Below are 24,289 nucleotides of genomic sequence, written 5' to 3' on the forward strand. Positions count from 1 at the left end.
GCGTCACGGCCATCGCACGCAAGCTGTGCTCCTACAGAAGAAGATCGCGCAATCCGTAGGAGCGAGCAGGTGGCGCTCCTACATCACAAGCTGAACGGAATCGTCAGCTTGGCCCACAGCATCTCGCCCTCGGGCCGGTTCTCCACGTCGAACTCCTTGGACCAGCGGATCTCCGCGCTGGCGTACTTGAGGAAGGTCAGGTACAGCGCCGGGCCGATGGCGAACACCTGGCCGCGCACGCCGTCGTCCACGTCTTCGCCGAGAAACTGCACGGTGCGGCCGTACTGTTTGTCGTCGGTGGTCTGCTTCAGGTAGTAGCCGTTGAGCCCCAGGCTCAGGTTGTCGGTCACCTTGTAGCTGGCGGAATAGTCGAAGTGGAAAATCTGCCCGGACTTGTAGTCGGTGGCGTGGTTTTCCTCGTTGAAGCTGTAGGTGGTCTTCAGCGACAGCTCGGTGCGCGGGGTGGGCAGCCAGGTCACCGAAACCAGCGGCTTGTAGGTGTAGAAGTTGTTGCTGGTGTTGGCCAGGCGCGTCGCGTCGTACTTGCCGGTGGGAATGGTGATTTCCACGGCGGCGCCCAGGGTCAGGTTCTTGCCCATGTCCCACAGGATGATTGGCGCGATGGTGGTGTCGCCCATGCTTTCGCGCTGGTCCTTGAGGCCGAAGACTCCCACCTGCTGGCGCAGGTAAGGCTGCGCCACGTAGCCGCCGAGGCGCCCGCCGAACAGCCGCAGCGGGCTCAGGTAGTCGAGGCGGGGAATGATCGCGTCCGAGACGATCCGCACGTCCGGCACCTTGCCGCCCAGGGAACTGATATTCAGCTTCCGTGCCTCGTAGTGGTTGTAATAGAGGTTGAAGGCGAACATGTGGTCCGGCAGGCCGTTGACGTCCAGCGGCAGGATGAAAAAGCCGTCGGTGCCGGGGCCGATATTGTCGACCCCGGATTCGCTGGCCGGTGCCAGGGCGGGCAGGGCGGCGAGGCAGGCCAGGCTGGCGGCGAGGCGCCGAGGGAGACGGGTTTGGGTCGAATTCATGCTCGGGCTCTTATTATTGTCAGTGGGCGCGCAGTCGGCCGGTTTCCGGCCGCCCCATAGGAATAAGCCTTCGGCGCCCGGCCAGGCAGGGTATTGGCGGCCACTGAGGGGGACTTTCGCGGCCAGCCTGCAATGACTTGTTACATCCTTCCGTGAACGCGAGCGGAAAACGCTATGCTGAGCGAGCGCTCGCCTCGCCCTGGCAGTGATGGGAGCGGGGCGTATAACCAGAATAAGAATTGCAGCCGAACCGGCTCGGGACCCGATGCCCATGCAGACGAAAGCCGTCGATCCACAGTACCAACTGGCCCTGGTTTCACCCTTCCTGTTGCAGACCCTGGCCGAAGTCGCCGGCAGCCACGGCGTCGACCCGCACGCCCTGTGCCGCGGCCTGGGCTTTACCCTCGACGACCTGCAGGACCCCGCGCAACGCATCTCCTACCGCCAGGCCGTGGCGATGATCCAGCGCGCGCTCAAGGCCTTGCCGCAGCAGGGCCTGGGCCTGTGGGTCGGGCACCAGAACGTGCTCGGCACCCTCGGCCTGCTGGGGCATGTGCTGTCGCTGTGCAAGACCCTGCGCGATGCCTTCGACATCGGCATCCGCCACCAGCACACCTCGGGCGGCATCGTCAGCTGCAGCGTCCGGCAGCAGGGCGCCGAGTTTTTTGTCGAGGCCGAATGCCGGCTGCCTTACAGCGAGGTGCAGATCTTTGCCGTCGAAGAGTTCTTCGCCAGCCTGCCGGTCTATGGCCGCGCCCTGGTCGGTGCCGATTTCAAGGCGCTGCGGGTCGAGTTCATGCACGCCGCCCCGGCCTACCGGGACGAGTACCTGCGCCTGCTGGGGCCGGATGTGCACTTCGGCTGCCTGCACAACCGCATGGTCATCGCCGGCCACTGGCTGGACACGCGCCTGCCCAATCACCACGCCGTGGCCCTGCGCCAGGCGCTCAAGCTGCTGGAACTGGAAAGCGCCCAGGTGCACCGCAAGCTGGACCTGATCCAGGCGGTGGAGCGGGCCATTTCCCGCGACCTGACCCAGGGCAGCCATATCGACCAGGTCGCCGGCGACCTGAACATGAGCGGGCGCACCCTGCGCCGACGCCTGAGCGAGCACGACCTGACCTTCGAAGCGCTGCTGGAGCAGGTGCGCCGGGCGCGCACCCTGAGCCTGCTGGCCAACCCGCAGCTGTCCATCGAGCGCATCACCGAGGCGGTGGGCTACAGCGACGTGCGCAGTTTTCGCCGGGCATTCAAGCGCTGGACCGGCCTGAGCCCCAGCGCCTACCGGGAAGAGGGCGGCCAGTTGTAGGGCATGGCTTGCGGCGGCGTGACGATTCACCGCGCAGGTCCATGCGTGTCTAAACCCCCACAAATTGTGGTGCGCCGGGTAAACTTCGGGCTTTCTTCAAGGAGTCGCTATGAGTTACTACCAGCCGGGCATTCTTGCCACCCCCGTTCCGACCCAGGCTCGTCACCTGTTTTTCGCCCTCGAATCCATCGAGGCGCTGCCGGCGGCGATCGATCGCTTGCTGGCGCTGGTGGACGGGAAAACGGCGGTAGCGGGTTTCGGCGCGTCGCTGGTCAAGGCGCTGGGCGCCCGCGTGCAGGGGCTCAAGGCCTTCCCGGCGCTGACCGGGGTCGGCGTCGACAACCCTTCGACCCAGCACGCGCTGTGGGTCTGGCTGCATGGCGAAGACCGCGGTGAGCTGCTGCACCGCAGCAACGCCCTGGAGGCCGCCCTGGCCCCGGCGCTGCGCCTGGTGCAGATGAACGAAGCCTTCCGCCACAAGACCGGCCACGACCTGACCGGTTACGAGGACGGCACCGAGAACCCCCACGATGAAAAAGCCATCGCCGCGGCCCTGGCCGAAGGCGCCGATGGCCTGCGCGGTGGCAGCTTCGCCGCGATCCAGCAGTGGCAGCACGACTTCAAGGGTTTTGCCGCGATGCATCAGCAAGAGCGCGACAATATCATCGGCCGCCGCCTGAGCGACAACGAAGAACTGGACGACGCGCCGGAGTCGGCCCACGTCAAGCGCACTGCCCAGGAGAGCTTCACCCCCGAGGCCTTTATGGTGCGCCGTTCGATGCCATGGATCGAAGGCGACAAGGGCGGCCTGATGTTCCTCGCCTTCGGCCACAGCCTCCACGCCTTCGAAGTCCAGCTGCGGCGCATGAGCGGCCTGGAAGACGGCATAGTCGACGGCCTGTACCGCATGAGCCGGCCGATCACCGGCGGCTACTACTGGTGCCCGCCGCTGCAGGACGGCCGCCTCGACCTGCGCGCCCTGCAAGCGGTCTGACCGGCCAATGGACACAGCAGGAGAGGGCATGCGGCCCGTACGCTGGGGCATGATCGGTTGCGGCAGCGTCACCGAACGCAAGAGTGGCCCGGCCTTCTACAAGGCGCCGGGCTCGGCCCTGGTGGCGGTGATGGGCCGGCGCCTGGAAGCGGTGCGGGACTATGCGACACGCCACGGCATCGCGCGTTTCTACACCGATGCCCAGGCGCTGATCGACGACCCCGAAGTGGACGCGGTGTACATCGCCACGCCCCCCGACAGTCACCACGCCTACAGCTTGCGGGTGGCCGCCGCCGGCAAGCACTGCTGCGTGGAAAAGCCGATGGCGTTGAACGCCGGGCAAAGCCTGGAAATGCAGCAGGTTTTCCAGCAGGCCGGATTGCACCTGTTCGTGTCCTATTACCGCCGGTCCCTGCCGCGCTTCCAGCAAGTGCGGCAATGGCTGCGGGACGGGCGCATCGGTGAGGTCCGTCACCTGAGCTGGACCCTGACCAAGGCGCCGTCCGAGGCCGATCGCAATGGCGGCAGCAACTGGCGCACCGACCCACGGATCGCCGGCGGTGGCTATTTCGCCGACCTGGCGAGCCACGGCCTGGACCTGTTCCAGTACCTGCTGGGGGACATCACCGAGGTCGCCGGTTTCACCGCGCGGCAGGCCGGGCTGTACAGCGCCGAGGACGCGGTGAGCGCCAGCTGGCGTTTCGCGAGCGGCGTCCTGGGCACGGGGGCCTGGAACTTCGTCGCGGACCGCCGGGTGGACCGGGTGGAGATCATCGGCAGCCAGGGGCGTATCGGCTTCTCGGTGTTCGACGAGCAGCCGCTGCAGTTGGACGCCGATGAACAGCTGAGCCTCTTCATCGACAACCCCGAACATATCCAGTGGCACCACGTGCTGGGCATGAACGCCCATATCCGTGGCCAAGCACAGCACCCGGCCCTGGCCGCCGAGGCGCTGAAGACCGACCGGATCATGGACCTGATCCTCAAGCGCGGTTAGGCCTTACGGAACGTGCACGATCTTCTTCTGTAAACGATAACGCGGTGCGCCAGGCCAACCGCGTCGCGGCCTTCGCGAGCAAGCCGGATCGCGCCCGCTCACTCCTACGGATCGTGCGCGACCTTCTTCTGTAGGAGCACAGCTTGCGTGCGATGAACGATGGCGCGGTGGATCAGAAATTCCGCGTCGCGGCCTTCGCGGGCAAGCCTCGCTCCTACGGATCGTGCGCGACCTTCTTCTGTAGGAGCACAGCTTGCGTGCGATGAACGATGACGCGGTGGATCAGAAATTCCGCGTCGCGGCCTTCGCGGGCAAGCCTCACTCCTACGGATCGTGCGCGACCTTCTTCTGTAGGAGCACAGCTTGCGTGCGATGAACGATGACGCGGTGGATCAGAAATTCCGCGTCGCGGCCTTCGCGGGCAAGCCTCGCTCCTACGGATCGTGCGCGATCTTCTTCTGTAGGAGCACAGCTTGCGTGCGATGAACGATGACGCGGTGGATCAGAAATTCCGCGTCGCGGCCTTCGCGGGCAAGCCTCGCTCCTACGGATCGTGCGCGACCTTCTTCATGTAGGAGCACAGCTTGCGTGCGATGAACGATGACGCGGTGGATCAGAAATTCCGCGTCGCGGCCTTCGCGGGCAAGCCTCGCTCCTACGGATCGTGCGCGACCTTCTTCTGTAGGAGCACAGCTTGCGTGCGATGAACGATGACGCGGTGGATCAGAAATTCCGCGTCGCGGCCTTCGCGGGCAAGCCTCGCTCCTACGGATCGTGCGCGATCTTCTTCTGTAGGAGCACAGCTTGCGTGCGATGAACGATGACGCGATGCGCCAGGCCAACCGCGTCGTTCCCATCGCGGGCAAGTCGGATCGCCGCCCGCTCGCTCCTACAGAGGCGAGGCTGTACCGGCGGCGCTAGTGCGCCGCGGTCATGTTCGGCCGGCAGGAATGGAAGATGTCCAGCCGCGGCTGGTACAGGCTGGTCTTGACCTCGAACAGCCCGAGCACCGAGTGGAACAGGTTGTCGTGGCTCAGGTCCGGCTCGCCGCGCTTGCCTTGCAGGCAGTCGCGCTGGATGCCCAGGTCGGCCAGGGCCTGCTGGCCGAACCACATCAGCATCGGCACATGGGTCTGCGCCTGCGGCGCCAGGGCGTAGGGCGCGGCGTGCAGGTACAGGCCGTTTTCGCCGAGGGACTCGCCATGGTCGGAGACGTACAGCATCGAGGTGTCGAAGCGTTCCTGGTTGTGCTTGAGCAGCTCGATGACCCGGGCCAGGAAGTGGTCGGTGTAGAGGATGGTGTTGTCATAGACGTTCACCAGTTCCTCGCTGCTGCAACTGCCCAGCTGGTTGGTGTGGCAGATCGGGGTGAAGCGCTCCAGGTTCTTCGGATAGCGGTCGTAGTACTCCGGGCCATGGCTGCCGTCGGCGTGCAGGACGATGATCGCGTTGTCGCCGAGGCCATCGATGTACTGCTGCAGGTCCACCAGCAGGGCCTCGTCCAGGCAGTTCTTGCCGTCGCAGAAGGGGCTCGGCTGGGTCTTGGGAATGTCGCGGTTCGGCACCCGCAGGCAGGTGCCCTTGCAGTCGCTGTTGTTGTCCAGCCACAGCACCTGCACGCCGGCCCGTTGCAGCACATCCAGCAGGCCTTCGTAGGTCTTGCCCTTCTTGTCGCTGTAGTCCTCGCGGGGAAACATCGAGAACATGCACGGCACCGAGACCGCGGTCGAAGTGCCGCAGGAGTGCACCTGGGTGAAGTTGAGAATGTCCAGCCTGGCCAGCTCCGGGTTGGTGTCGCGGGCATAGCCGTTGAGGGAGAAGTGGTCGGCGCGGGCGGTTTCGCCGACCACCAGGATCATCAGCGACTTCTTCTCCCGGGCGCTGGCCTGGGCGCTCATCGCCGCGTCCTGGCCGATCGGCTGGATCACCAGGTGTTGCTTGATCCCCAGGCTCTGCTTGGCGTATTTGCCGAGGGCGTAGAGGTAGTTGGTCGGGTTGATGAAGTGGGTCAGCTTGTCTTCTTCGCGAAAGACCGGCGCGTAGGTGGAATAAAAGGTGCCGACCGAGACCGCGATCACCAGCACGCAGGCGGCAATCACCAATAGCTTGTTCAGCAGGCCGCGAAAGAACGGCCGGTAGCGCACCGGGGTACGCCAGATCAGTACCACCGGCAGCAGGCCCAGCACCAGCAGGTAGCCCAGCAGCTTGAGGTTGAACAGCGCGGCGGCTTCGCCCGGGTTGGTCTCGAACACGTTCTGCACCATCACCGTGTCGATGGTGATGCCGTACTGGTTCATGAAATACGCGGCGGCGGCCGAGGTCAGGGCCACCAGGCTCAGCGCCGGTTTCAGGGTCCAGCGGAAGGACACCAGGGTCAGCAGCAGGGTGATGGCGGCCCACAGGAACAGCCCGAAGGAGGCGAAGAATGCCAGCTTGTGCAGGCCCTGCAGGCTGATCAGGTGGCCCAGCGCGCGCCAGGTGGCGAAGTTGTAGAGCGCCACCAGGGCCAGGGAAAACAGCAGTACCAGGCGGGTCGATGTGATTGACGCGAATCGCAGTCCTTTGCCCAAGACCATTTCAGTTCGTTCCTCCGGGTAGAGATACAGGCACCAGCAGTGGCACTGCTGACTGTAGAGGGTCATTGGTCAAAAAAATGTCGAAAGGGCGCGGGCCGTTACCCGAATCACGTCGAACCGCGCCCGCCGGATTCAGAAAGTCTTCCTGGCACTGGCGACCCAGGTCGCGCCACACAGGTCGCTGAACCCGTAGTTGCTGGTGCACTGGCTTTTCGACAGGTCGGTATCGATATAGCTCAGGCCCAGCACCACGCCTGCCACCTCGCGGGTCAATCTGGCCTCCCATTCGTGGTAGGCATCCTCGCCCTGGCCCGAGGCCGAGATCAACCGTGGGTCCTTGAAGTCCATCTCGCCGTAACGCAGCTTCAGCCCCAGGCCCAGGGGCAGCTCGGTCTCGTAGCCCACGTAGCGATACAGGGTGTTTTGCTGGCTGTCGATGCCCGCGGCGTCGCTGGAGTAATAGGCGGCCAGGCTGACCCCATAGGCACTGAAAATCCCGTAGACCTCGCTCTGGTTGAATTGCCCTTCCCTGGGGTAGCTGTACTTGAGGTAGCCCAGGTCGAGGCTGATCGCGTCGCTGGCCTGCCACAGCCAGCCGGCGTAGTAGTCGACTTCCTGGCGGGTCTTCAGGCCGCCGCCGAAATCGACGTTGGAGGTCCACGCGCCCAGGTACAGGCCGCTGCTGTGCAGCAGGGTCGCGGCGGCCTGCGCGGCGGGGTCGTTCTGGGTCTGGGAAATGCCGCGGGTGCGGTAGTCGCTGGCCAGGGTCAGTTCCAGTTCCACGGCAAAGTCATCGTTCAAGGGCAGGGCCTGGCTGCCCAGGGGCAACAGGCTCAAGGCGCCGATGGCGAACAGGCTGAGGGTCTTCATGTGGGCGTCCCGTGTTGTTGTGATTGTTAGGGGCGGATTTCAGGCAAGGCTGCGCCGGCCCCACATGCGCAAGGACGTGGGGGCGGGCAGTGGAGCAGTTTTTTAGAGGGATCGATCTGGGGGGATCGGGCTAGAGAGGCCGGGCGTAGACTTCGCGGCCGGCGAACCAGGTCTGCAGCACCTGGGTTTCATGCAGGGCCTTTTCGTCGACGCGGAACACGTCGCGGTCCAGCACGATGAAGTCGGCCTGTTTGCCGGCGCTCAGCGAGCCGATCTGCTGCTCCAGGCCGATGGCGCGGGCGGCGTTGAGGGTGTAGGCGTAGAACATGGTCTCGCGGTCCAGGCGCTCGTCGGCGTTGAGCACCCCCAGCGGCCCCTTGCGGGTGATGGCCTGGGCGATGGCGTTCCACGGGTTGGGCGAGGACACCGGCCAGTCGCTGGCCCCGGCGAGGGTCGCGCCCTGCTTGAGCAGCGAGTGCGCCGGGTACTGATAACGGAAGGCCAGGGCGCTGACATACGGCTTGATCATGTCCAGGGTGTAGTCGTCCGCCGAGGCCCACAGCAGTTGCATCGAGGCGATGACCCCCAGCGGCTTGAAGCGGGTGAACTCTTTCGGGTTGACCATCTGCAGGTGGGTGATGGAGTGGGCGATGCCGCTCTGGCGGTCCTGGCGCGCCTGGGCGATGCCATTGAGGGATTCGCGCACCGCGCGGTCGCCGATGGCGTGGATGTGCACCCGCCAGCCGCGCTGGTCGATGGCGCTGACCAGTTCGCCGAAATGCTCGGGATCGATCAGCAGTTCGCCCTGTTTGCGCGAGTTGCTGTAGGGATCGATCATCGCCGCGCTCTGGGCCGGGTACTCGATCACCCCGTCGGCGAAAATCTTGACGCCGGGCAGGGTCAGGTTGGGGATGCCCTGGAATTGCTGGCGCACCTGCTCCAGCACGTCGAGGTCGGCAGGGCGGCTTTTCGGGTTGGCCACCAGTAGCGCGGCGACATGGGCGCTCATGCCGCCGCTTTCGGCGAGCGCCTTGTAGGCCGGCAGCACACCAACCGTCTGGGCCGTGGGCTTGAGGGCGAACACCGCCTCGCCGGGGGCGGCGTTGGCCGCCGGGTCCATCCAGGCGGTGATGCCCAGGCTGTTGTTGTAGCGCACCGCCGATTGCGCCGCGTTGAGCAGGGCGGCGTTGCTGGGCACCGGCATTTTCGCCGCGACCCGGTCCCAGCCGGCGTCCACCAGGAAGCCATTGGGGCGGCCGTCGGCGAGCTGGCCGATGGTGTCGCGCTCGGCCTGGGGCAGGGTCTTGAGCAGGGCGGCGTCGATGCCGGCGCGCTCCAGCATTGCGTCATTGGCCCAGGCGGTATGGTGATCGCTGCCGGTGAACACCACGGGCACCCTGGCCCACTCGCCGGCGTTGAAGCGCTGGCCCAGGGCTTCGGCCTGGGCCCAGTAGGCCGAGCTCATGCCGGCGATGCTGAGGACATCACCATGCCTGGCCTTGCCGTCGTCGCGCCAGGCGCGCAGTTTTTTCTCCAGCTGGTCGAGGCTGACCACCTTGTCCTGCATATTGGCCGAGGTCATTTCCAGGCCGCCGAAGATCGCGTGGGAATGGCTGTCGATCAGGCCGGGCATCAGGGTCTTGCCGCCCAGATCGATGACCCGGGTGCCGGTTTCGATCAGGGCCTTGATCTGCGCGTCGCTGCCCACTTGCAGCACCTTGCCGTCGGCCACCGCCAGGGCCTGGACCTTGGGCTGGGCGCGATCGGCGGTGAACACCTGGCCGTTGAACAGCACCAGGTCGGTGGCGGCCATGGCTTCCATTGAGGCAAAACTCACTGCAATCGTCAGCAGATTCGGGATGAACCTTTTCATTGAGTATTTCCTTGTTATTGCGTCTGATGGCCAGATTAGTGGCTTGCCAGAGCCGACAGAACGCCTCGCTGACGAAAAACGTTTTTGCCTGAATGGAAAAAGCATGGACAAGTTGGGTGCATTAAAGATGTTCGTGGTCACCGCGCAGCTGGGCAGTTTCAGCCGCGCCGCCGAGCAATTGGGCAAGACCCCCTCGGCCCTGACCAAGGCGGTCAATCACCTGGAAGTCGAGCTGGGCGCGCGTCTGTTCGAGCGCAGCACCCGACGGATCCTGCTGACGGAAGTGGGGCGGCTCTACCTGGAAACCGCGCGCCAGGTCCTGCAGCGGCTGGAGGAGGCCGGCGAGGAAATCGAGCAGTTGCAGCATGGCCTGCGCGGCAACCTGAAGATCACCGCGCCGCTGGCCTATGGGCAGGCCTTTCTCGACCAGGTGTGTGGCGGTTTCCTCGAGCAGTATCCGCAGATCGACCTGCAGGTGGACCTGTGCGACGAGTTCGTCAACCTGCTGGAAAGCGGCTACGACCTGGCCCTGCGCGAAGGCCATGACGACCTGCCGGGGCTGATTGCGCGGGTGGTCGGCAGCAATTGCCTGGCCTTGTGCGCCAGCCCGGCCTACCTGGCGCGCAAGGGCGTGGCGGTGACGCCGCAGACCCTGGATGAACACGAATGGCTGCTCTATCGCCATCCCTTGCTCAGCCGCGAGTTCTGGTGGGTCGAACGGGACGGGCAGCGCCTGAGCCTGCCGCAACCCCGGGCGCCGCGGCTGCGCAGCGACAATTACGACCTGTTGCTGGCCAATGCCCTGGCCGGGCGCGGGCTGTTGCACACCCCGTTGTGGAGCGCCGCGCCTTACCTGGCCGACGGTCGCCTGGTGCGGGTGATGGCCGACTACGCCATCGACCCGGACTGCTTCGGGCCGCACATCCTCGCGGTCTACCCCAGCCACCGGCGGGCCACGGCCAAGGTGCTGGCGTTCATCGATTACATCAGCGCGTTCCTGGCGAGCCGTGGCCTGGGCTGACTGGCGGTTCTTGTCAGGAAAACCCGGGAGGAGTACAAATGTACTCCATGACTACTTTATCTCCCCGCCGCAGTGCCATCCTGACCTTTATCCGCGAGCGCATCGCCGAACATGGCCAGCCCCCGAGCCTCGCTGAAATCAGCGAGGCCTTCGGCTTCGCCTCGCGCAGCGTGGCGCGCAAGCATGTCGTGGCCCTGACCGAGGCCGGCTTCATCGAGGTCAACCCCCATCAGGCCCGAGGCATCCGCCTGCTCAACCAGCCGCCGCGCCCCGAGTGGCTGGAGATCCCGGTGCTCGGCCGGGTCGCCGCCGGCCTGCCGATCGGCGCCGATGCCGAGGTGCACAACCGCTTGCTGCTCGACCCGGCGCTGTTTTCCCGTACCCCCGATTACCTGCTGCGGGTCCAGGGCGACTCGATGATCGAGGACGGCATCCTCGACGGCGACCTGGTGGCGGTGCGTCGCGACAGCGAGGTGCGCAACGGCCAGATCGTGGTGGCGCGGCTGGATGGCGAAGTCACCATCAAGCGTTTCGAACGCCTGGCCGATGGCGTGCGCCTGCTGCCGCGCAACCCGGCCTATGCCCCGATCCTGATCGGCGAGGACCGGGACCTGGCCATCGAAGGGGTGTTCTGTGGCCTGGTGAGGCAAGGCTGATGGGCGCCGTCGTGGCACTGGAGACACTGTTCAATGCCGGCCGGGTGTGGAAGGGCCGCCCGACGGCGCCCGCCGCCAGCCCGCAACCCACCGGCCACGCCATGCTGGACGCGGCCTTGCCCAGCGGCGGCTGGCCGGAAGCGGCGCTGACGGAAATCCTTATCGCCGCCCAGGGCGTCGGCGAGCTGCAACTGCTGTGGCCGACCCTGGCCCGGCTCTCGGCCGCCGGCGAGCGCATCGTGCTGGTGGCGCCGCCCCATGTGCCGTATCCCCAGGCCTGGCAGAACGCCGGGGTCGACCTGCGCCAGCTGGCGGTGATCCAGGCCGGCGAACGGGACGCCCTGTGGGCCGCCGAGCAGTGCCTGCGCTCGGGCAGTTGCGGGGCCGTGCTGTGCTGGCCGCAACAGGCCGACGACCGCGCCTTGCGGCGGTTGCAGGTGGCGGCCGAAACCGGCCAGACCCTGGCCTTTGCCTACCGTCCCCTCAAGGAAGCCATCAACCCCTCGCCGGCGGCCCTGCGCCTTGCCGTGGAGGCCCGGCCGGCGCAGCTGCGGATACTCAAGTGCCGCGGCGGCCTGGCCCATGCGGCGCCGATCGCCTTCGCCCCGGGGCACTGAGCTTGCCATGCGCTGGGTCTGTATTCTGTTCCCGCAATTGGCGCTGGACGCGGCGCTGCGCCAGCGCCCCGAGCCGGACGCCGCGCTGGCGCTGCTCAGCGGGACGCCGCAGCGCCGGGTGATCCAGGCGGTGAATGCCGCCGCCCGCGAGCTGGGGTTGCGGCCCGGGCAGTCGCTGACCGCCGCCCAGGCCCTGAGCAAGAACTTCGCCAGCGCCGAATACGACGCCGACGAAATCGCCCATTGGCAGCAGTTTCTCGCAGCCTGGGCCTACCGCTTCAGTTCCCAGGTCAGCCTTCATTACCCGCGCACCCTGGTGTTCGAGATCGAGTCGAGCCTGGGCCTGTTCGGCCCCTGGCCACAGCTGGAGGCGCGCCTGCGCCAGGAGCTGAGCGAACTGGGCTTTCGCCACCGCATCGTCAGCGCGCCGAATCCGGCGGCGGCCCGGGTGCTGGCCAATGCCTACGACGGGCTGGCGGTGACCGACCTGGAGCAATTGCGCCAGGCCCTGGGGCGCATGCCCGTGGAGCGTCTTGGCTTGCTGCCGGGCGCGGCCACGGCCCTGTCGCGCATGGGCCTGCGCACCTTCGCCCAGGTGCGCGAGCTGCCCCGGGACACCCTGGCCCGACGTTTCGACGCGGGCCTGCTCAAGCACCTGGATACTCTGTTGGGCGAGCGTTCCCTGGCGCTGGCGTTCTATCAGCCGCCAGACCGTTTCGATCTGCGCATCGAATTGAATTTCGACGTGCTGTCCCACCAGGCTCTGCTGTTTCCCCTGCGCCGCCTGACCAGCGATCTGGCGGCGTTTCTCTGTGGCCGTGACAGCGGGGTGCAGCGCTTCGACCTGCACCTGGAGCATGTCGAGCTGCCCGACAGCCTGATCAAGGTCGGCCTGCTCAGTGCCGAACGCGAGCCGGCGATGCTGTTCGAACTGGCGCGCGGGCGCTTGGAGCAGGTCCAGGTGCCGGCGCCGGTGCGTGGCGTGCGCCTGGTGGCCGAGGATTTGCCGCGCTTCGTGCCGCAGCACCGCGAGCTGTTCGACGAGCGTCCGCAGCAATCCCTGCCCTGGGAGCAGTTGCGCGAACGCCTGCGCGTCCGCCTGGGAGACGAGGCGGTGCATGGCTTGCGTTTCCACGCTGACCACCGTCCCGAATGCAGCTGGCAACCGGTCGGCGACAGCCAGGCCTGCCCGCTGCCGCCCGGGCCCCGGCGCCCGGGCTGGCTGTTGCGCGAGCCGCTGGCGTTGCAGGAGGGGGCGGCGCGGATCCTCATGGGGCCGGAGCGCATCGAGTCCGGCTGGTGGGACGGCGGCGACGTGCGCCGTGACTATTACCTGATCGAAACCCGTGGCGGCCAGCAGGGCTGGGCCTATCGCCCGGTGGGCGAGGCGGGGCCCTTGCTGTTGCAGGGCTGGTTCGCATGAAGGGCTACGCCGAACTGCACTGCCTGTCGAACTTCAGTTTCCAGCGCGGTGCCTCCAGTGCCCGCGAGCTGTTCGAGCGGGCGGCGGCCCAGGGCTACCAGGCCCTGGCGATTACCGACGAGTGCAGCCTGGCCGGCATCGTCCGGGCCTGGCAGGCCTCGAAGGACTGCAACCTGCCGCTGATCGTCGGCAGCGAAATGCGCCTCGACGACGGCCCCGGACTGGTGCTGCTGGTGGAGAACCTGGAGGGTTACCAGGGCCTGTGCCGGCTGATTACCCGCGCCCGACGCCGGGCGCAGAAGGGCCAGTACCAGCTGTTGCGGGAAGACTTCGAGCAGCCCTTGCCGGGGCTGTTGGCCCTGTGGCTGGCGGACGCTCAACCACAGGGTGAACAGCAAGAAGCGGGGTGCTGGTTGCAGCAGGTGTTCGCCGACCGGCTGTGGCTGGCCGTGGAGCTGCATTGCGGCCAGGACGACCAGCGGCGCCTGGGTGAATTGCTGACGCTGGCCCGGGAGCTGGGCATTGCCGCCGTGGCCTGCGGCGATGTGCATATGCATGTGCGCGGGCGCCGGGCCTTGCAGGACACCATGACCGCGATCCGCCATCACGTGCGGGTGGCCGAGGCCGGCCAGCGCCTGCACCCCAATGGCGAGCGGCATTTGCGCAGTCTCGAGGCGTTGCGCAGCCTTTATCCGCCGGCCCTGCTGGAAGAGTCGCTGAAGATCGCCGAGCGCTGCCATTTCGACCTCGGGCAACTGCATTACCAGTACCCCCGGGAGCTGGTACCGCAAGGGCAGACGCCCACCAGCTGGCTGCGCGAGCTGACCGAGCGCGGCATCGTCAAGCGCTGGCCCGGGGGCGCCAAGCCCAAGGTGCTCAAGCAGATCGACGCTGAGCTGGAACTGATCGCCGAGCTGGGTTACGAGAGCTATTTCCTCACGGTGCACGACATCGTCAGTTTTGCCCGCGGCCAGTCGATCCTCTGCCAGGGCCGGGGCTCGGCGGCCAACTCGGTGGTGTGTTTCGCCCTGGGCATCACCGAGATCGACCCGGACCGCTCGACCCTGTTGTTCGAGCGTTTTCTCTCCCGCGAGCGCAACGAGCCACCGGATATCGACGTGGACTTCGAGCACGAGCGCCGCGAAGAAGTCCTGCAGTACGTGTTCCAGCGTTACGGTCGCCATCGCGCCGCGCTGACCGCGGTGGTCAGCACCTACCATGGCGCCGGCGCGGTGCGCGATGTGGCCAAGGCCCTGGGCCTGCCGTCGGACCAGGTCAACGCCCTGGCCGATTGCTGCGGGCATTGGAGCGATACGCCGCCGGCCGTCGAGCGCCTGCTGGAGGCCGGTTTCGACCCGGACAGCCCGGTGCTGCGCCGGGTCCTGAGCCTGACCGGGCAACTGATCGGCTTTCCCCGGCACCTGTCCCAGCACCCCGGTGGCTTCGTGATTTCCGAACAGCCGCTGGACTCCCTGGTGCCGGTGGAAAACGCGGCCATGGCCGAGCGCACCATCATCCAGTGGGACAAGGACGACCTGGACGCGGTCGGGCTGCTCAAGGTGGATGTGCTGGCGCTGGGCATGCTCAGCGCGATTCGCCGCTGTTTCGACCTGATCCATGGCTATCGGGGCCAACGGCTAAGCCTGACCAGCATTCCCGCCGAGGACCCGGCCACCTACGAGATGATCGGCCGTGCCGACACCATCGGCGTGTTCCAGATCGAATCGCGGGCGCAGATGTCGATGCTGCCCCGGCTCAAGCCAAAGGATTTCTACGACCTGGTGATCGAGGTGGCCATTGTCCGGCCGGGGCCGATCCAGGGCGGCATGGTCCATCCGTACCTGCGTCGGCGGGACAAGAAGGAGGAGGTGACCTATCCCTCCGAGGAACTGAAAGAGGTGCTGCAGCGGACCCTGGGCGTGCCGCTGTTCCAGGAACAGGTGATGCAGATCGCCATTGTCGCCGCCGACTACACCCCCGGCGAGGCCGACCAGTTGCGCCGCTCCATGGCCGCCTGGAAACGCCACGGCGGCCTGGAGCCCCACCGCCTGCGCCTGCGCGACGGCATGCGCGCCAATGGCTACAGCGACGAATTCGCCGCGCAGATCTTCGAGCAGATCAAGGGCTTCGGCAGCTACGGTTTCCCCGAATCCCACGCCGCCAGTTTCGCCTTGCTGACCTATGCCAGCTGCTGGCTCAAGTGCCATGAGCCGGCGGCCTTCGCCTGTGCCCTGATCAACAGCTGGCCCATGGGCTTCTACAGCCCCGACCAGATCCTCCAGGACGCGCGCCGGCACCATCTGGCGATTCGTCCGGTGGACGTGTGCGCCAGCGCCTGGGATTGCAGCCTGGAACCGCTGGCCGGCGCGCAGCCGGCGTTGCGCCTGGGGCTGCGGATGATCAAGGGCTTTCGCGAGGACGACGCGCGGCGCATCGAGGCAGCACGCCAGTACGCGCCCTTTGTCGATATCGCCGACCTCGGGCAACGGGCGCGCCTGGACAGCCGCGCCCAGGAACTGCTGGCCGATGCCGGCGCCCTGCGTGGGTTGGCCGGGCACCGGCATCGGGCGCGCTGGGAAGTGGCGGGCGTGCAGCAACAGCTCGGCCTGTTCGCCGGCCTGCCGCGCCAGGAGGAAACGCCCGTGGCCTTGCCGCGACCGACGGTCGGCGAAGATCTGCAGGCCGATTACCTGAGCGTCGGCACCACCCTCGGGCCCCATCCGCTGGCCTTGCTGCGGGACGAACTCAAGGCCCGGCGCTGCCGCAGTTCCCGCGAGCTGCTGGAGGTCGAGCACGGGCGCCCGGTGAGCATCGCCGGGCTGGTCACCGGACGCCAGCGGCCGGGCACCGCCAGCGGCGTGACCTTCGTCACCCTGGAAGACGAGTTCGGCAACGTCAACGTGGTGGTCTGGCGCGACCTGGCCGAACGCCAGCGCAAGGTCCTGGTCGGCGCGCAGTTGCTCAAGGTCGACGGCACCCTGGAAACCGAAGGCGAGGTCCGCCACCTGATCGCCGGCCGCCTGAGCGACCTCAGCGACCTGCTGAGCGGCATCACCATCCGCAGCCGCGATTTCCGCTGAGCCGGTCACGCTGCCGCAGGCTGCGACCGGCGTCGCAGCCATCGCGGGCAAGCCTGGAGCGTCCGGCAGTCAATCGACTGACGCCAGGATTTTTATTTCTTTTCGCAGTGATGGCACTTTGGCATAATTGCCGCCGCCGACGCCTCCTGCGTCACGTTTCAGCATGCCCTGACTGCTATTTCCGAACCCGCAGAAGCCGTGTTTCGCAAGGCTGTGGCAGGGCGCAGGCACTTTTTATGAATACTCAAAAGGAACCCAGAGTGAGACTGATCTCGAAGTTGGTGATGTCGGGCGTAGCGTTGGCCGTACTGGCGGGCATGAGCGGTTGTGCCACGGAAAGCTCCCGGGCGTTGCCGGTGGAGAAGGTCCAGAGCGCCAATCAGGTGTGGACCGGTGCTCGGGTACCGATGGCGGTGGGCAAGTTCGATAACCGCTCCAGCTACATGCGCGGGATCTTCTCCGACGGCGTCGACCGCCTCGGCGGCCAGGCCAAGACCATCCTGATTACCCACCTGCAGCAGACCAACCGCTTCAACGTGCTGGATCGCGACAACATGGGCGAGATCCAGCAGGAAGCGGCAATCAAGGGCCAGGCGCAGAAGCTCAAGGGCGCGGACTTCGTGGTGACTGGCGATGTCACCGAGTTCGGCCGCAAGGAAACCGGCGACCACCAGCTGTTCGGCATTCTCGGCCGCGGCAAGACCCAGGTGGCCTACGCCAAGGTGGCGTTGAACATCGTCAACATCAGCACTTCCGAAGTGGTGTATTCGACCCAGGGCGCCGGCGAGTACGCCCTGTCCAACCGCGAGGTGATCGGCTTCGGCGGCACCGCTTCCTACGACTCGACCCTCAACGGCAAGGTCCTCGACCTGGCCATGCGCGAGGCCGTCAACCGCATGGTCGAGGCGATTGACGCCGGCGCCTGGAAACCCAGCCGCTGATCGATACCGCTGACAGGGAGAAGAGCATGTTCAACACCAAGATGGCCCGGCCGCTGATGGCCGCCACGTTGCTGGGCAGCGTATTGCTGGCCGGTTGCAGTGGGCCGAAGACGCTTTACCAGTGGGAAACCTACCAGGCCCAGACCTACGAGTACTTCAAGGGCGAGGAGGCCAAGGAGGCCCAGGTCGAAGCGCTGGAGCGCGACCTGCAGAAGATCAAGTCCACCGGCAAGGCGGTGCCGCCGGGTTACCACGCGCACCTGGGCATGCTCTATGCCGGCCTGGGCAAGGACGACCAGATGGTGCAGCAGTTCAATACCGAGAAGGCGCTGTTCCCCGAGTCCGCGCCGTACATGGACTTTCTGCTGAAAAACGCCAAGAAGGGAGCCGGCCAATGAACCTCTGCACCTTGCGCAACCTGATGGGCCTGTTGGCCGTCAGCCTGCTGGTGGGCTGCGCCACGCCCAAGACCGTGGACTACTCGGCCTACAAGCAGGCCCGGCCGAAGTCGATCCTGGTGCTGCCGCCGCTCAACGAGTCGCCGGACGTCAAGGCCACCTACAGCATGCTGTCCCAGGTGACCTTCCCCCTGGCCGAAGCCGGTTATTACGTGATGCCGATCGCGGTGGTGGACGAAACCTTCCGCCACAACGGCCTGACCAACCCGGCGGATATCCATGGCCTGTCGCCGGCCAAGCTCAACGAGATCTTCGGCGCCGATGCCGGGCTGTATATCACCGTCAAGGAATACGGAACCAGCTACATGCTGATCAGCAGCGCCACCGTGGTCACCGCCAGTGCCACCCTGGTCGACCTGAAGACCGGCACCACGTTGTGGACCGGCACTGCCCGGGCCTCCAGCGAAGAGGGCAACAATAACAACGGCGGTGGCCTGGTGGGCATGCTGATCACCGCCGCGGTGAAGCAGATCATCAACACCTCCACCGATGCCGGTCACCCGATCGCCGGCATCACCAGCCAGCGCCTGCTGTCGGCCGGGCAACACGCGGGCCTGTTGTACGGTCCGCGCTCGCCGAAATACGGCACCGACTGAGGTCCGCAGGGCGGGCAATCCGCCCTGTGCCAGGCGACGTTTGCGAGCGTCCGCCTGGACCTTGCGCCAACGCCTATGCTGTTTGTTCAATCCTGTCCGGCGCGTGCTGGGTGCACTCGCGGGCAGGGCGACCGACCAGCGGCAGCGGTGATTCGGCCCAGGGGCTGAAAATAGTGAAACCATCCGCACGCACGGTGCTCAAAGGCTCTGGAGGCTGCCGCGTCGCAACCTCTTGAAAACCCATGCTTGTCATGTTTTTCGTAGAGTTCGTCATGCCGTTCTTATCAGATCCTCATGGTTGCCAGGGCTGGAAAGGCGAGATGGCCGCACGCATCCAGGCGTTCGACTGGTCTGTCACCGAGCTGGGGGCGCTGGACCGCTGGTCATCGAGCCTGTGCAGCGCGGTGCAGCTGTTGCTGGCCTCGCCGGTGCCGCTGGTCATGCTCTGGGGCCGTTCGGGCTACATGATCTACAACGATGCCTACGCCGAATTCGCCGGTGGCCGGCATCCGTACCTGCTCGGCTGCCAGGTGGAGCAGGGCTGGCCGGAGGTGGCGGATTTCAACCGCCATGTGCTGGACACCTGCCTGGCGGGCGGGACCCTGTCGTACCGCAACAAGGAGCTGGTGCTGCTGCGCAACGGCCAGCCGGAACATGTCTGGATGGACCTCTACTACAGTCCGGTGGCCGGTGACGACCAGGCGCCGGCCGGGGTCATGGCGATCGTGGTCGAGACCACCGCCCACGTTCTGTCCGAGCAACGCCGCCAGGAAGTCGAGAACGCCTACCGCGCGGAAAACGAGCGGGTGCAACTGGCGCTCAATGCCGGGGCGCTGCTGGGGTCCTTTGTCTGGGACATCAAGGCCGATCGGCTGTCGGGCGACGAGCGTTTTGCCCGGACCTTTTCCTACCCGCTGGAGCAGCCGCTGGACGACCTGTCGATGGCGGTCGCCGACAGCCGGGTGCACCCCGAGGACCTGGCGCGGATCAAGGAACAGGCGGCCTACAGCGTGCAAAAGGGCGTGCCCTACAACGCCGAATACCGCATCCGCCGGGCGGACGGCAGTTACCTGTGGGTCATGGGCTGCGGCCGTTGCGAGTTCGACGACGCGGGACAGGCCCTGCGTTTCCCCGGCGTGCTGATCGATATCCACGAACGCAAGATGGCCGAAGAGTCGCTGCTGCAACTGACGCGCAATCTCGAGCAGCGGGTGGCCGAGGAGGTCAACGCGCGGGTCTCGGCCGAGGAGCAGCTGCGCCAGTCGCAGAAGCTCGAGGCCATTGGCGGCATGACCGGTGGCGTGGCCCACGACTTCAACAACCTGCTGCAAGTGATCGCCGGCAACCTGCACCTGCTGGCGCGCCATGAGCCGGACAATGCCAATGTGCAGCGCCGGGTCGGCGCGGCCATTACCGCGGTCGAGCGCGGCGCCAAGCTGTCCGCGCAACTGCTCGCGTTCGCCCGGCGCCAGCCGCTGTCGCCCGAGGTCTACAACCCGTGCCGGATCCCCGACAGCCTGGGCGAGCTGCTGCAACGGGCCCTCGGCGAGACCATCGATATCGACGTGCAGTTGCCTGCGAACCCCTGGTGCATCAAGGTCGATCGCGGCCAGCTGGAAAACGCCTTGCTCAACCTGGCGATCAACGCCCGCGATGCCATGAAGGGCGAGGGCACCATCGGCATCCGTGGCGAAAATGTGGTGCTCGACCGCGGTTTCTGTGCCGGCAAGGGCATCACCGCCGGCGACTACCTGTGCCTGTCGGTGGCCGATACCGGCGATGGCATGCCGCCCGAGGTGCTCAAGCAGGCGTTCGAGCCGTTCTTCACCACCAAGCGCGATGGCCTGGGCACCGGCCTGGGGCTGAGCATGGTGTTCGGTTTCGTCAAGCAGAGCGGCGGCCATATCGAGATGCTCAGCACGCCGGGGCAGGGCACCACGGTGCGCATGTATTTTGTCCGCAGTACCGAGCAGGAACCGGGCGCGGCGCCCCGGCGTGGGCAGCGACCTTGCCATGGCCAGGAAACCATCCTGGTGGTGGAGGACAACGAGGACGTCCGCGCGGCGGCGGTCGAGCTGCTGGAGCACGCCGGCTACAAGGTGCTGGTGGCGGCCAATGGCGATGCGGCCATGCAACTGTTGCTGAACGGCGCCCATGTCGAGTTGATCTTCACCGATGTGGTGATGCCCGGCCTGATCAAAAGCACCGACCTGGCGCTCTGGGCCAAGACCCAGTCGCCGGCCGTGGCGGTGCTGTTCACCTCGGGGCATACCCGCGACATCATTTCCTGCAATCACCAGCTCAGCCCGGACACCCACCTGCTGAGCAAGCCCTACAGCCCGGACGCCCTGACCGCCATGGTCAGGTCGGTGCTGGAGGCGTGAGGCCGTAAGCCCCTCAAGCAAAAAGTCCGCTGAACCTTCGAGATCCACGGTTGCTCAAAACTCCGAGCCCATGCACCCTGCAACTCGGTCGGGTGGCTGCCTGTCGCCGGTGCTGGCGCCGAGGGGCTCTCTGACTTGAAATCTCGTCCCGACACCTCCGATACAAGGCTGGCCCATGACTTCAGCGCGCAACATGCCTTCGCCCCAGGTTTTGTCTTCCTTGCCAGCGCACAGCTCGGGTTTTGTCAGGGTGCGCGGCGCCCGTGAACACAACCTGCGCAACGTCGACGTGGATATTCCCCGCGATGCGCTGGTGGTGTTCACCGGGGTTTCCGGCTCCGGCAAATCGTCCCTGGCGTTCTCGACCCTGTACGCCGAGGCCCAGCGCCGCTATTTCGAATCGGTGGCGCCTTACGCCCGGCGCCTGATCGATCAGGTCGGGGTGCCGGATGTCGATGCCATCGAAGGCCTGCCGCCGGCGGTGGCCCTGCAACAGCAACGCGGCACGCCGAGCACCCGCTCTTCGGTGGGCAGCGTCACCACCTTGTCCAGCCTGATCCGCATGCTCTATTCCCGGGCCGGCAGCTACCCGCCGGGGCAGCCGATGCTCTACGCCGAAGACTTCTCGCCCAACACCCCGCAGGGCGCCTGTCCCAACTGCCATGGCCTGGGCCGGGTCTACGAGGTCAGCGAGGCGTTGATGGTGCCGGACCCTTCGCTGACCATCCGCCAGCGCGCGGTGGCCTCCTGGCCGCTGGCCTGGCAGGGGCAGAACCAGCGCGACATCCTTGTGACCCTGGGCTACGACGTCGATATCCCCTGGCGCGACCTGCCTAAAGAGCAGCGCGACTGGATCCTGTTCACCGAAGAAACCCCGACCGTGCCGGTGTACGCCGGGCTGACCCCGGAGCAGACCCGCGAGGCCCTCAAGCGCAAACAGGAGCCGAGCTACATGGGCACCTTCAGCGGGGCCCGGCGCTACGTGCTGCACACCTTCACCCATTCGCAAAGCGCGCTGATGAAAAAGCGCGTGTCGCAGTTCATGCTCGGCAGCCCGTGCCCGCTGTGCGAGGGCAAGCGCCTGAAGCGCGAGGCGCTGTCGGTGACCTTCGCCGGCCTCGACATCGGCGAGCTGTCGCAGATGCCCCTGCTGCAACTGGCCGAGGTGCTCAAGCCGGTGGCCGCCCAGGCTTACCTGGAACAGGCCGAGGAGGCCGGCGAGGTCTGGAGCCACGAGCAGACCCAGGCCGCGCGTCAACAACGGATCGCCCAGGGTGCGCCGGGGCATGTCGGGGGGCCGGATGTGCGGCATACGCCGAACCTGTCCCTGGAAAAACGCCTGGCCGCGCAACGCATCGCCCAGGACCTGCTGGAGCGGGTCAGCACCCTGACCGGCCTGGGCCTGGGTTACCTGGCCCTGGAACGCAGCACGCCGACCCTGTCGTCCGGCGAGTTGCAGCGTCTGCGCCTGGCGACCCAGCTGGGTTCGCAACTGTTCGGGGTGATCTACGTGCTCGACGAGCCTTCGGCGGGCCTGCACCCGGCGGACGCCGAGGCGCTGTTCGAGGCTTTGCAGCAACTCAAGGCTTCGGGCAATTCGCTGTTCGTGGTCGAGCACGACCTGCAGACCATGCGCCGCGCCGACTGGCTGATCGACGTCGGCCCGGCGGCGGGCGAGCAGGGCGGCCAGGTGCTGTACAGCGGCCCGCCAGCGGGGCTGGCCGAGGTCGCGCAGTCGCAGACCCGCGCCTACCTGTTCGCCGAGCAGGCGCCGGCCCGCCGCACCGCGCGCGAGGCCCAGGGCTGGTTGCGCCTGGAGGGCATCAGCCGCAACAACCTGAAGGACCTGAGCGCCGAATTCCCCCTCGGCTGTTTTACCGCGGTGACCGGGGTGTCGGGTTCCGGCAAGTCGAGCCTGGTCAGCCAGGCCCTGCTGGAGCTGGTGGGCGCGCACCTCGGGCGGCCGCAGGGCAATGAAGAGCCGGAAGAGCTGAACCTGGAAGACGACGCCCCGCAGGCCAGCAGCGGCGAAGTCACCGCCGGGCTGGAACGGATCAAGCGCCTGGTGCAGGTGGACCAGAAACCCATCGGCCGCACCCCGCGCTCGAACCTGGCGACCTACACCGGGCTGTTCGACCACGTGCGCAAGCTGTTCGCCGCCACCCCCGAGGCGCGGGCACTGGGTTACGACGCCGGGCAGTTCTCCTTCAACGTCGCCAAGGGCCGCTGCCCGGCCTGCGAAGGCGAAGGTTTTGTCAGCGTCGAGCTGCTGTTCATGCCCAGCGTCTATGCGCCGTGCCCGACCTGCCACGGCGCGCGCTACAACCCGCAGACCCTGGCTATCCAGTGGCAGGGCCTGAACATCGCCCAGGTCCTGCAACTGACGGTGCAGGAGGCGGTCGAGGTGTTCGCCGAGCAAGCGGGCATCCGCCGTTCCCTGGAGGTCTTGCGCGATATCGGCCTGGGTTATCTGCGCCTTGGCCAGCCGGCCACCGAGCTGTCCGGCGGCGAAGCGCAGCGGATCAAGCTGGCCACCGAACTGCAGCGCAACCCCCGCGGTGCAACCCTGTATGTGCTGGACGAACCGACCACCGGCTTGCATCCGCGGGATGTCGATCGCCTGCTGGAGCAACTGGACAACCTGGTGCGGGCCGGTCACAGCGTGGTGGTGGTCGAGCACGAAATGCGCGTGGTGGCCCAGGCTGACTGGGTGATCGATATCGGCCCGGGCGCCGGTGACCAGGGCGGCAAAGTGGTGGTCAGCGGTACCCCGCAGCAGGTGGCCAGGCACCGCAAGAGCCGCACCGCGCCGTTTCTGGCCCAGGCGCTGGGATGAATCGCGGCACCCTCAGCGGGGCTTCGGTCATGGCGGATTGCGAGGCGGGCGGTGGGTCACGGGAAATGCCGCTGAAGGCGACGAACGGTCATTGCTGTGGTCCGATTGGCGGTCGACAGACAGCGGTGGTCGAGGTCATTCTGGTAACTGGCAAGCGCCTGTAAGTGCGCTTGCTACCGATCAACAAACGGAGGTGTTTCATGCCGGTGCCCCATGACCTGTACCAGGACCTGAGCTACAGCAAAGAAGACATTCAACAGCGTCGGGCCAGTGACCCGCACCTGAATGCCTTGTTCGATAAATACTCCAGCATTGATGATCAGGTGCTCAAAGCGGAGGCCGCGGCGGCCGCTGATGAGGAGTTGAAACGGCTCAAGGAAAAGCGGCTGCTGATCAAGGATGAGATCTCCGAGAAGCTGACTGCCCGCTTCTGACCCCGACCCTGTCCTGAGCGAGATGTCCCGAGGTTTCGGGCGTCTCGCCAGGTCCTACGCAATCCAGAGCATTGGCTGCTCTTTCCGCTGTTTGCCCATTCACTCCCCTGTATCGACCTTCACGCTTGGCGAGACGCGCCCAGGAGTGGGCGCGCCTGTTTCAGCGCCTGCCTGCCTCAAGGGCACTCGC

General features: G+C 66.4%; 18 protein-coding genes. 14 read left to right on the top strand and 4 right to left on the bottom strand.

Annotated features, from left to right (window positions below):
- Positions 1 to 83 precede the first annotated feature (83 nt).
- The gene (locus NRG23_RS31715; protein WP_257373335.1) at positions 84 to 1,034 is read right to left on the bottom strand and encodes a transporter; all 951 of its coding nucleotides are present in this window, start codon (positions 1,032 to 1,034) and stop codon (positions 84 to 86) included.
- 271 nt (positions 1,035 to 1,305) lie between these two features.
- Here NRG23_RS31715 and NRG23_RS31720 point away from each other — a divergent pair, with 271 nt between their 5' ends.
- The 3 genes from NRG23_RS31720 (at position 1,306) to NRG23_RS31730 (ending at position 4,334) form a co-directional block, all read left to right on the top strand.
- Positions 1,306 to 2,343, top strand: a complete 1,038-nt coding sequence (locus NRG23_RS31720) for an AraC family transcriptional regulator (RefSeq protein ID WP_257373337.1) — start codon at positions 1,306 to 1,308, stop codon at positions 2,341 to 2,343.
- 109 nt (positions 2,344 to 2,452) lie between these two features.
- Complete coding sequence (locus tag NRG23_RS31725; RefSeq protein ID WP_124314078.1) at positions 2,453 to 3,337, top strand: Dyp-type peroxidase; 885 nt, start codon at positions 2,453 to 2,455, stop codon at positions 3,335 to 3,337.
- Positions 3,338 to 3,365: 28 nt separating this feature from the next.
- The gene (locus NRG23_RS31730) at positions 3,366 to 4,334 is read left to right on the top strand and encodes a Gfo/Idh/MocA family protein (protein WP_257373338.1); all 969 of its coding nucleotides are present in this window, start codon (positions 3,366 to 3,368) and stop codon (positions 4,332 to 4,334) included.
- A 917-nt stretch (positions 4,335 to 5,251) separates the two neighbouring features.
- Here NRG23_RS31730 and NRG23_RS31735 read toward each other — a convergent pair.
- The 3 genes from NRG23_RS31735 to NRG23_RS31745 all read right to left on the bottom strand — a co-directional run bounded on the left by NRG23_RS31735 (position 5,252) and on the right by NRG23_RS31745 (position 9,653).
- A complete protein-coding gene (locus NRG23_RS31735; protein ID WP_373922239.1) occupies positions 5,252 to 6,910 on the bottom strand; it encodes a phosphoethanolamine transferase in 1,659 nt (552 codons plus the stop codon).
- Between the two features lie 132 nt (positions 6,911 to 7,042).
- Positions 7,043 to 7,780: a TorF family putative porin gene (locus NRG23_RS31740; RefSeq protein ID WP_028682847.1), complete on the bottom strand. Its 738-nt coding sequence runs from the start codon at positions 7,778 to 7,780 to the stop codon at positions 7,043 to 7,045.
- 130 nt (positions 7,781 to 7,910) lie between these two features.
- Positions 7,911 to 9,653 carry an amidohydrolase gene (locus tag NRG23_RS31745; RefSeq protein WP_257373340.1) on the bottom strand — a complete coding sequence of 581 codons (1,743 nt, stop codon included), beginning with the start codon at positions 9,651 to 9,653 and terminating at the stop codon, positions 7,911 to 7,913.
- A gap of 103 nt (positions 9,654 to 9,756) precedes the next feature.
- Between NRG23_RS31745 and NRG23_RS31750 the strand changes: the two genes are divergently transcribed.
- From NRG23_RS31750 to NRG23_RS31800, 11 genes are all read left to right on the top strand, one after another.
- On the top strand, positions 9,757 to 10,674 hold the full coding sequence (locus NRG23_RS31750) for a LysR family transcriptional regulator (RefSeq protein WP_025804523.1): 918 nt from the start codon (positions 9,757 to 9,759) through the stop codon (positions 10,672 to 10,674).
- 38 nt (positions 10,675 to 10,712) lie between these two features.
- On the top strand, positions 10,713 to 11,330 hold the full coding sequence (gene lexA / locus NRG23_RS31755; RefSeq protein WP_023964574.1) for a transcriptional repressor LexA: 618 nt from the start codon (positions 10,713 to 10,715) through the stop codon (positions 11,328 to 11,330).
- Entirely contained in the window at positions 11,330 to 11,947 is a 618-nt protein-coding gene (gene imuA, locus NRG23_RS31760) for a translesion DNA synthesis-associated protein ImuA (RefSeq protein WP_028682850.1), read from the top strand. The genes lexA and imuA overlap by 1 nt, the downstream gene beginning before the upstream one ends.
- 7 nt (positions 11,948 to 11,954) lie before the next feature.
- Entirely contained in the window at positions 11,955 to 13,370 is a 1,416-nt protein-coding gene (locus tag NRG23_RS31765) for a DNA polymerase Y family protein (RefSeq protein WP_257373343.1), read from the top strand.
- Positions 13,367 to 16,450, top strand: coding sequence for an error-prone DNA polymerase (locus tag NRG23_RS31770; protein ID WP_257373345.1), 3,084 nt, complete (start codon positions 13,367 to 13,369; stop codon positions 16,448 to 16,450). Before NRG23_RS31765 ends, NRG23_RS31770 begins: the two co-directional genes overlap by 4 nt.
- Before the next feature lie 284 nt (positions 16,451 to 16,734).
- The gene (locus NRG23_RS31775; RefSeq protein ID WP_223815619.1) at positions 16,735 to 17,391 is read left to right on the top strand and encodes a CsgG/HfaB family protein; all 657 of its coding nucleotides are present in this window, start codon (positions 16,735 to 16,737) and stop codon (positions 17,389 to 17,391) included.
- A gap of 26 nt (positions 17,392 to 17,417) precedes the next feature.
- Positions 17,418 to 17,789, top strand: a complete 372-nt coding sequence (locus NRG23_RS31780) for a DUF4810 domain-containing protein (protein WP_016705381.1) — start codon at positions 17,418 to 17,420, stop codon at positions 17,787 to 17,789.
- The gene (locus tag NRG23_RS31785; RefSeq protein ID WP_016705380.1) at positions 17,786 to 18,445 is read left to right on the top strand and encodes a DUF799 domain-containing protein; all 660 of its coding nucleotides are present in this window, start codon (positions 17,786 to 17,788) and stop codon (positions 18,443 to 18,445) included. Before NRG23_RS31780 ends, NRG23_RS31785 begins: the two co-directional genes overlap by 4 nt.
- A gap of 272 nt (positions 18,446 to 18,717) precedes the next feature.
- Positions 18,718 to 20,829 (top strand): PAS domain-containing sensor histidine kinase, encoded by a 2,112-nt coding sequence (locus NRG23_RS31790; protein ID WP_257373346.1) that lies wholly within the window; start codon positions 18,718 to 18,720, stop codon positions 20,827 to 20,829.
- A gap of 175 nt (positions 20,830 to 21,004) precedes the next feature.
- Positions 21,005 to 23,665, top strand: coding sequence for an excinuclease ABC subunit UvrA (locus tag NRG23_RS31795; RefSeq protein WP_124340431.1), 2,661 nt, complete (start codon positions 21,005 to 21,007; stop codon positions 23,663 to 23,665).
- A 200-nt stretch (positions 23,666 to 23,865) separates the two neighbouring features.
- Complete coding sequence (locus NRG23_RS31800; RefSeq protein ID WP_007932361.1) at positions 23,866 to 24,099, top strand: DUF465 domain-containing protein; 234 nt, start codon at positions 23,866 to 23,868, stop codon at positions 24,097 to 24,099.
- Positions 24,100 to 24,289: the final 190 nt, after the last annotated feature.

Origin of the sequence: Pseudomonas sp. T8 (assembly GCF_024610635.1) — a bacterium.
GTDB classification, from domain to species: Bacteria; Pseudomonadota; Gammaproteobacteria; order Pseudomonadales; family Pseudomonadaceae; genus Aquipseudomonas; species Aquipseudomonas chlororaphis_I.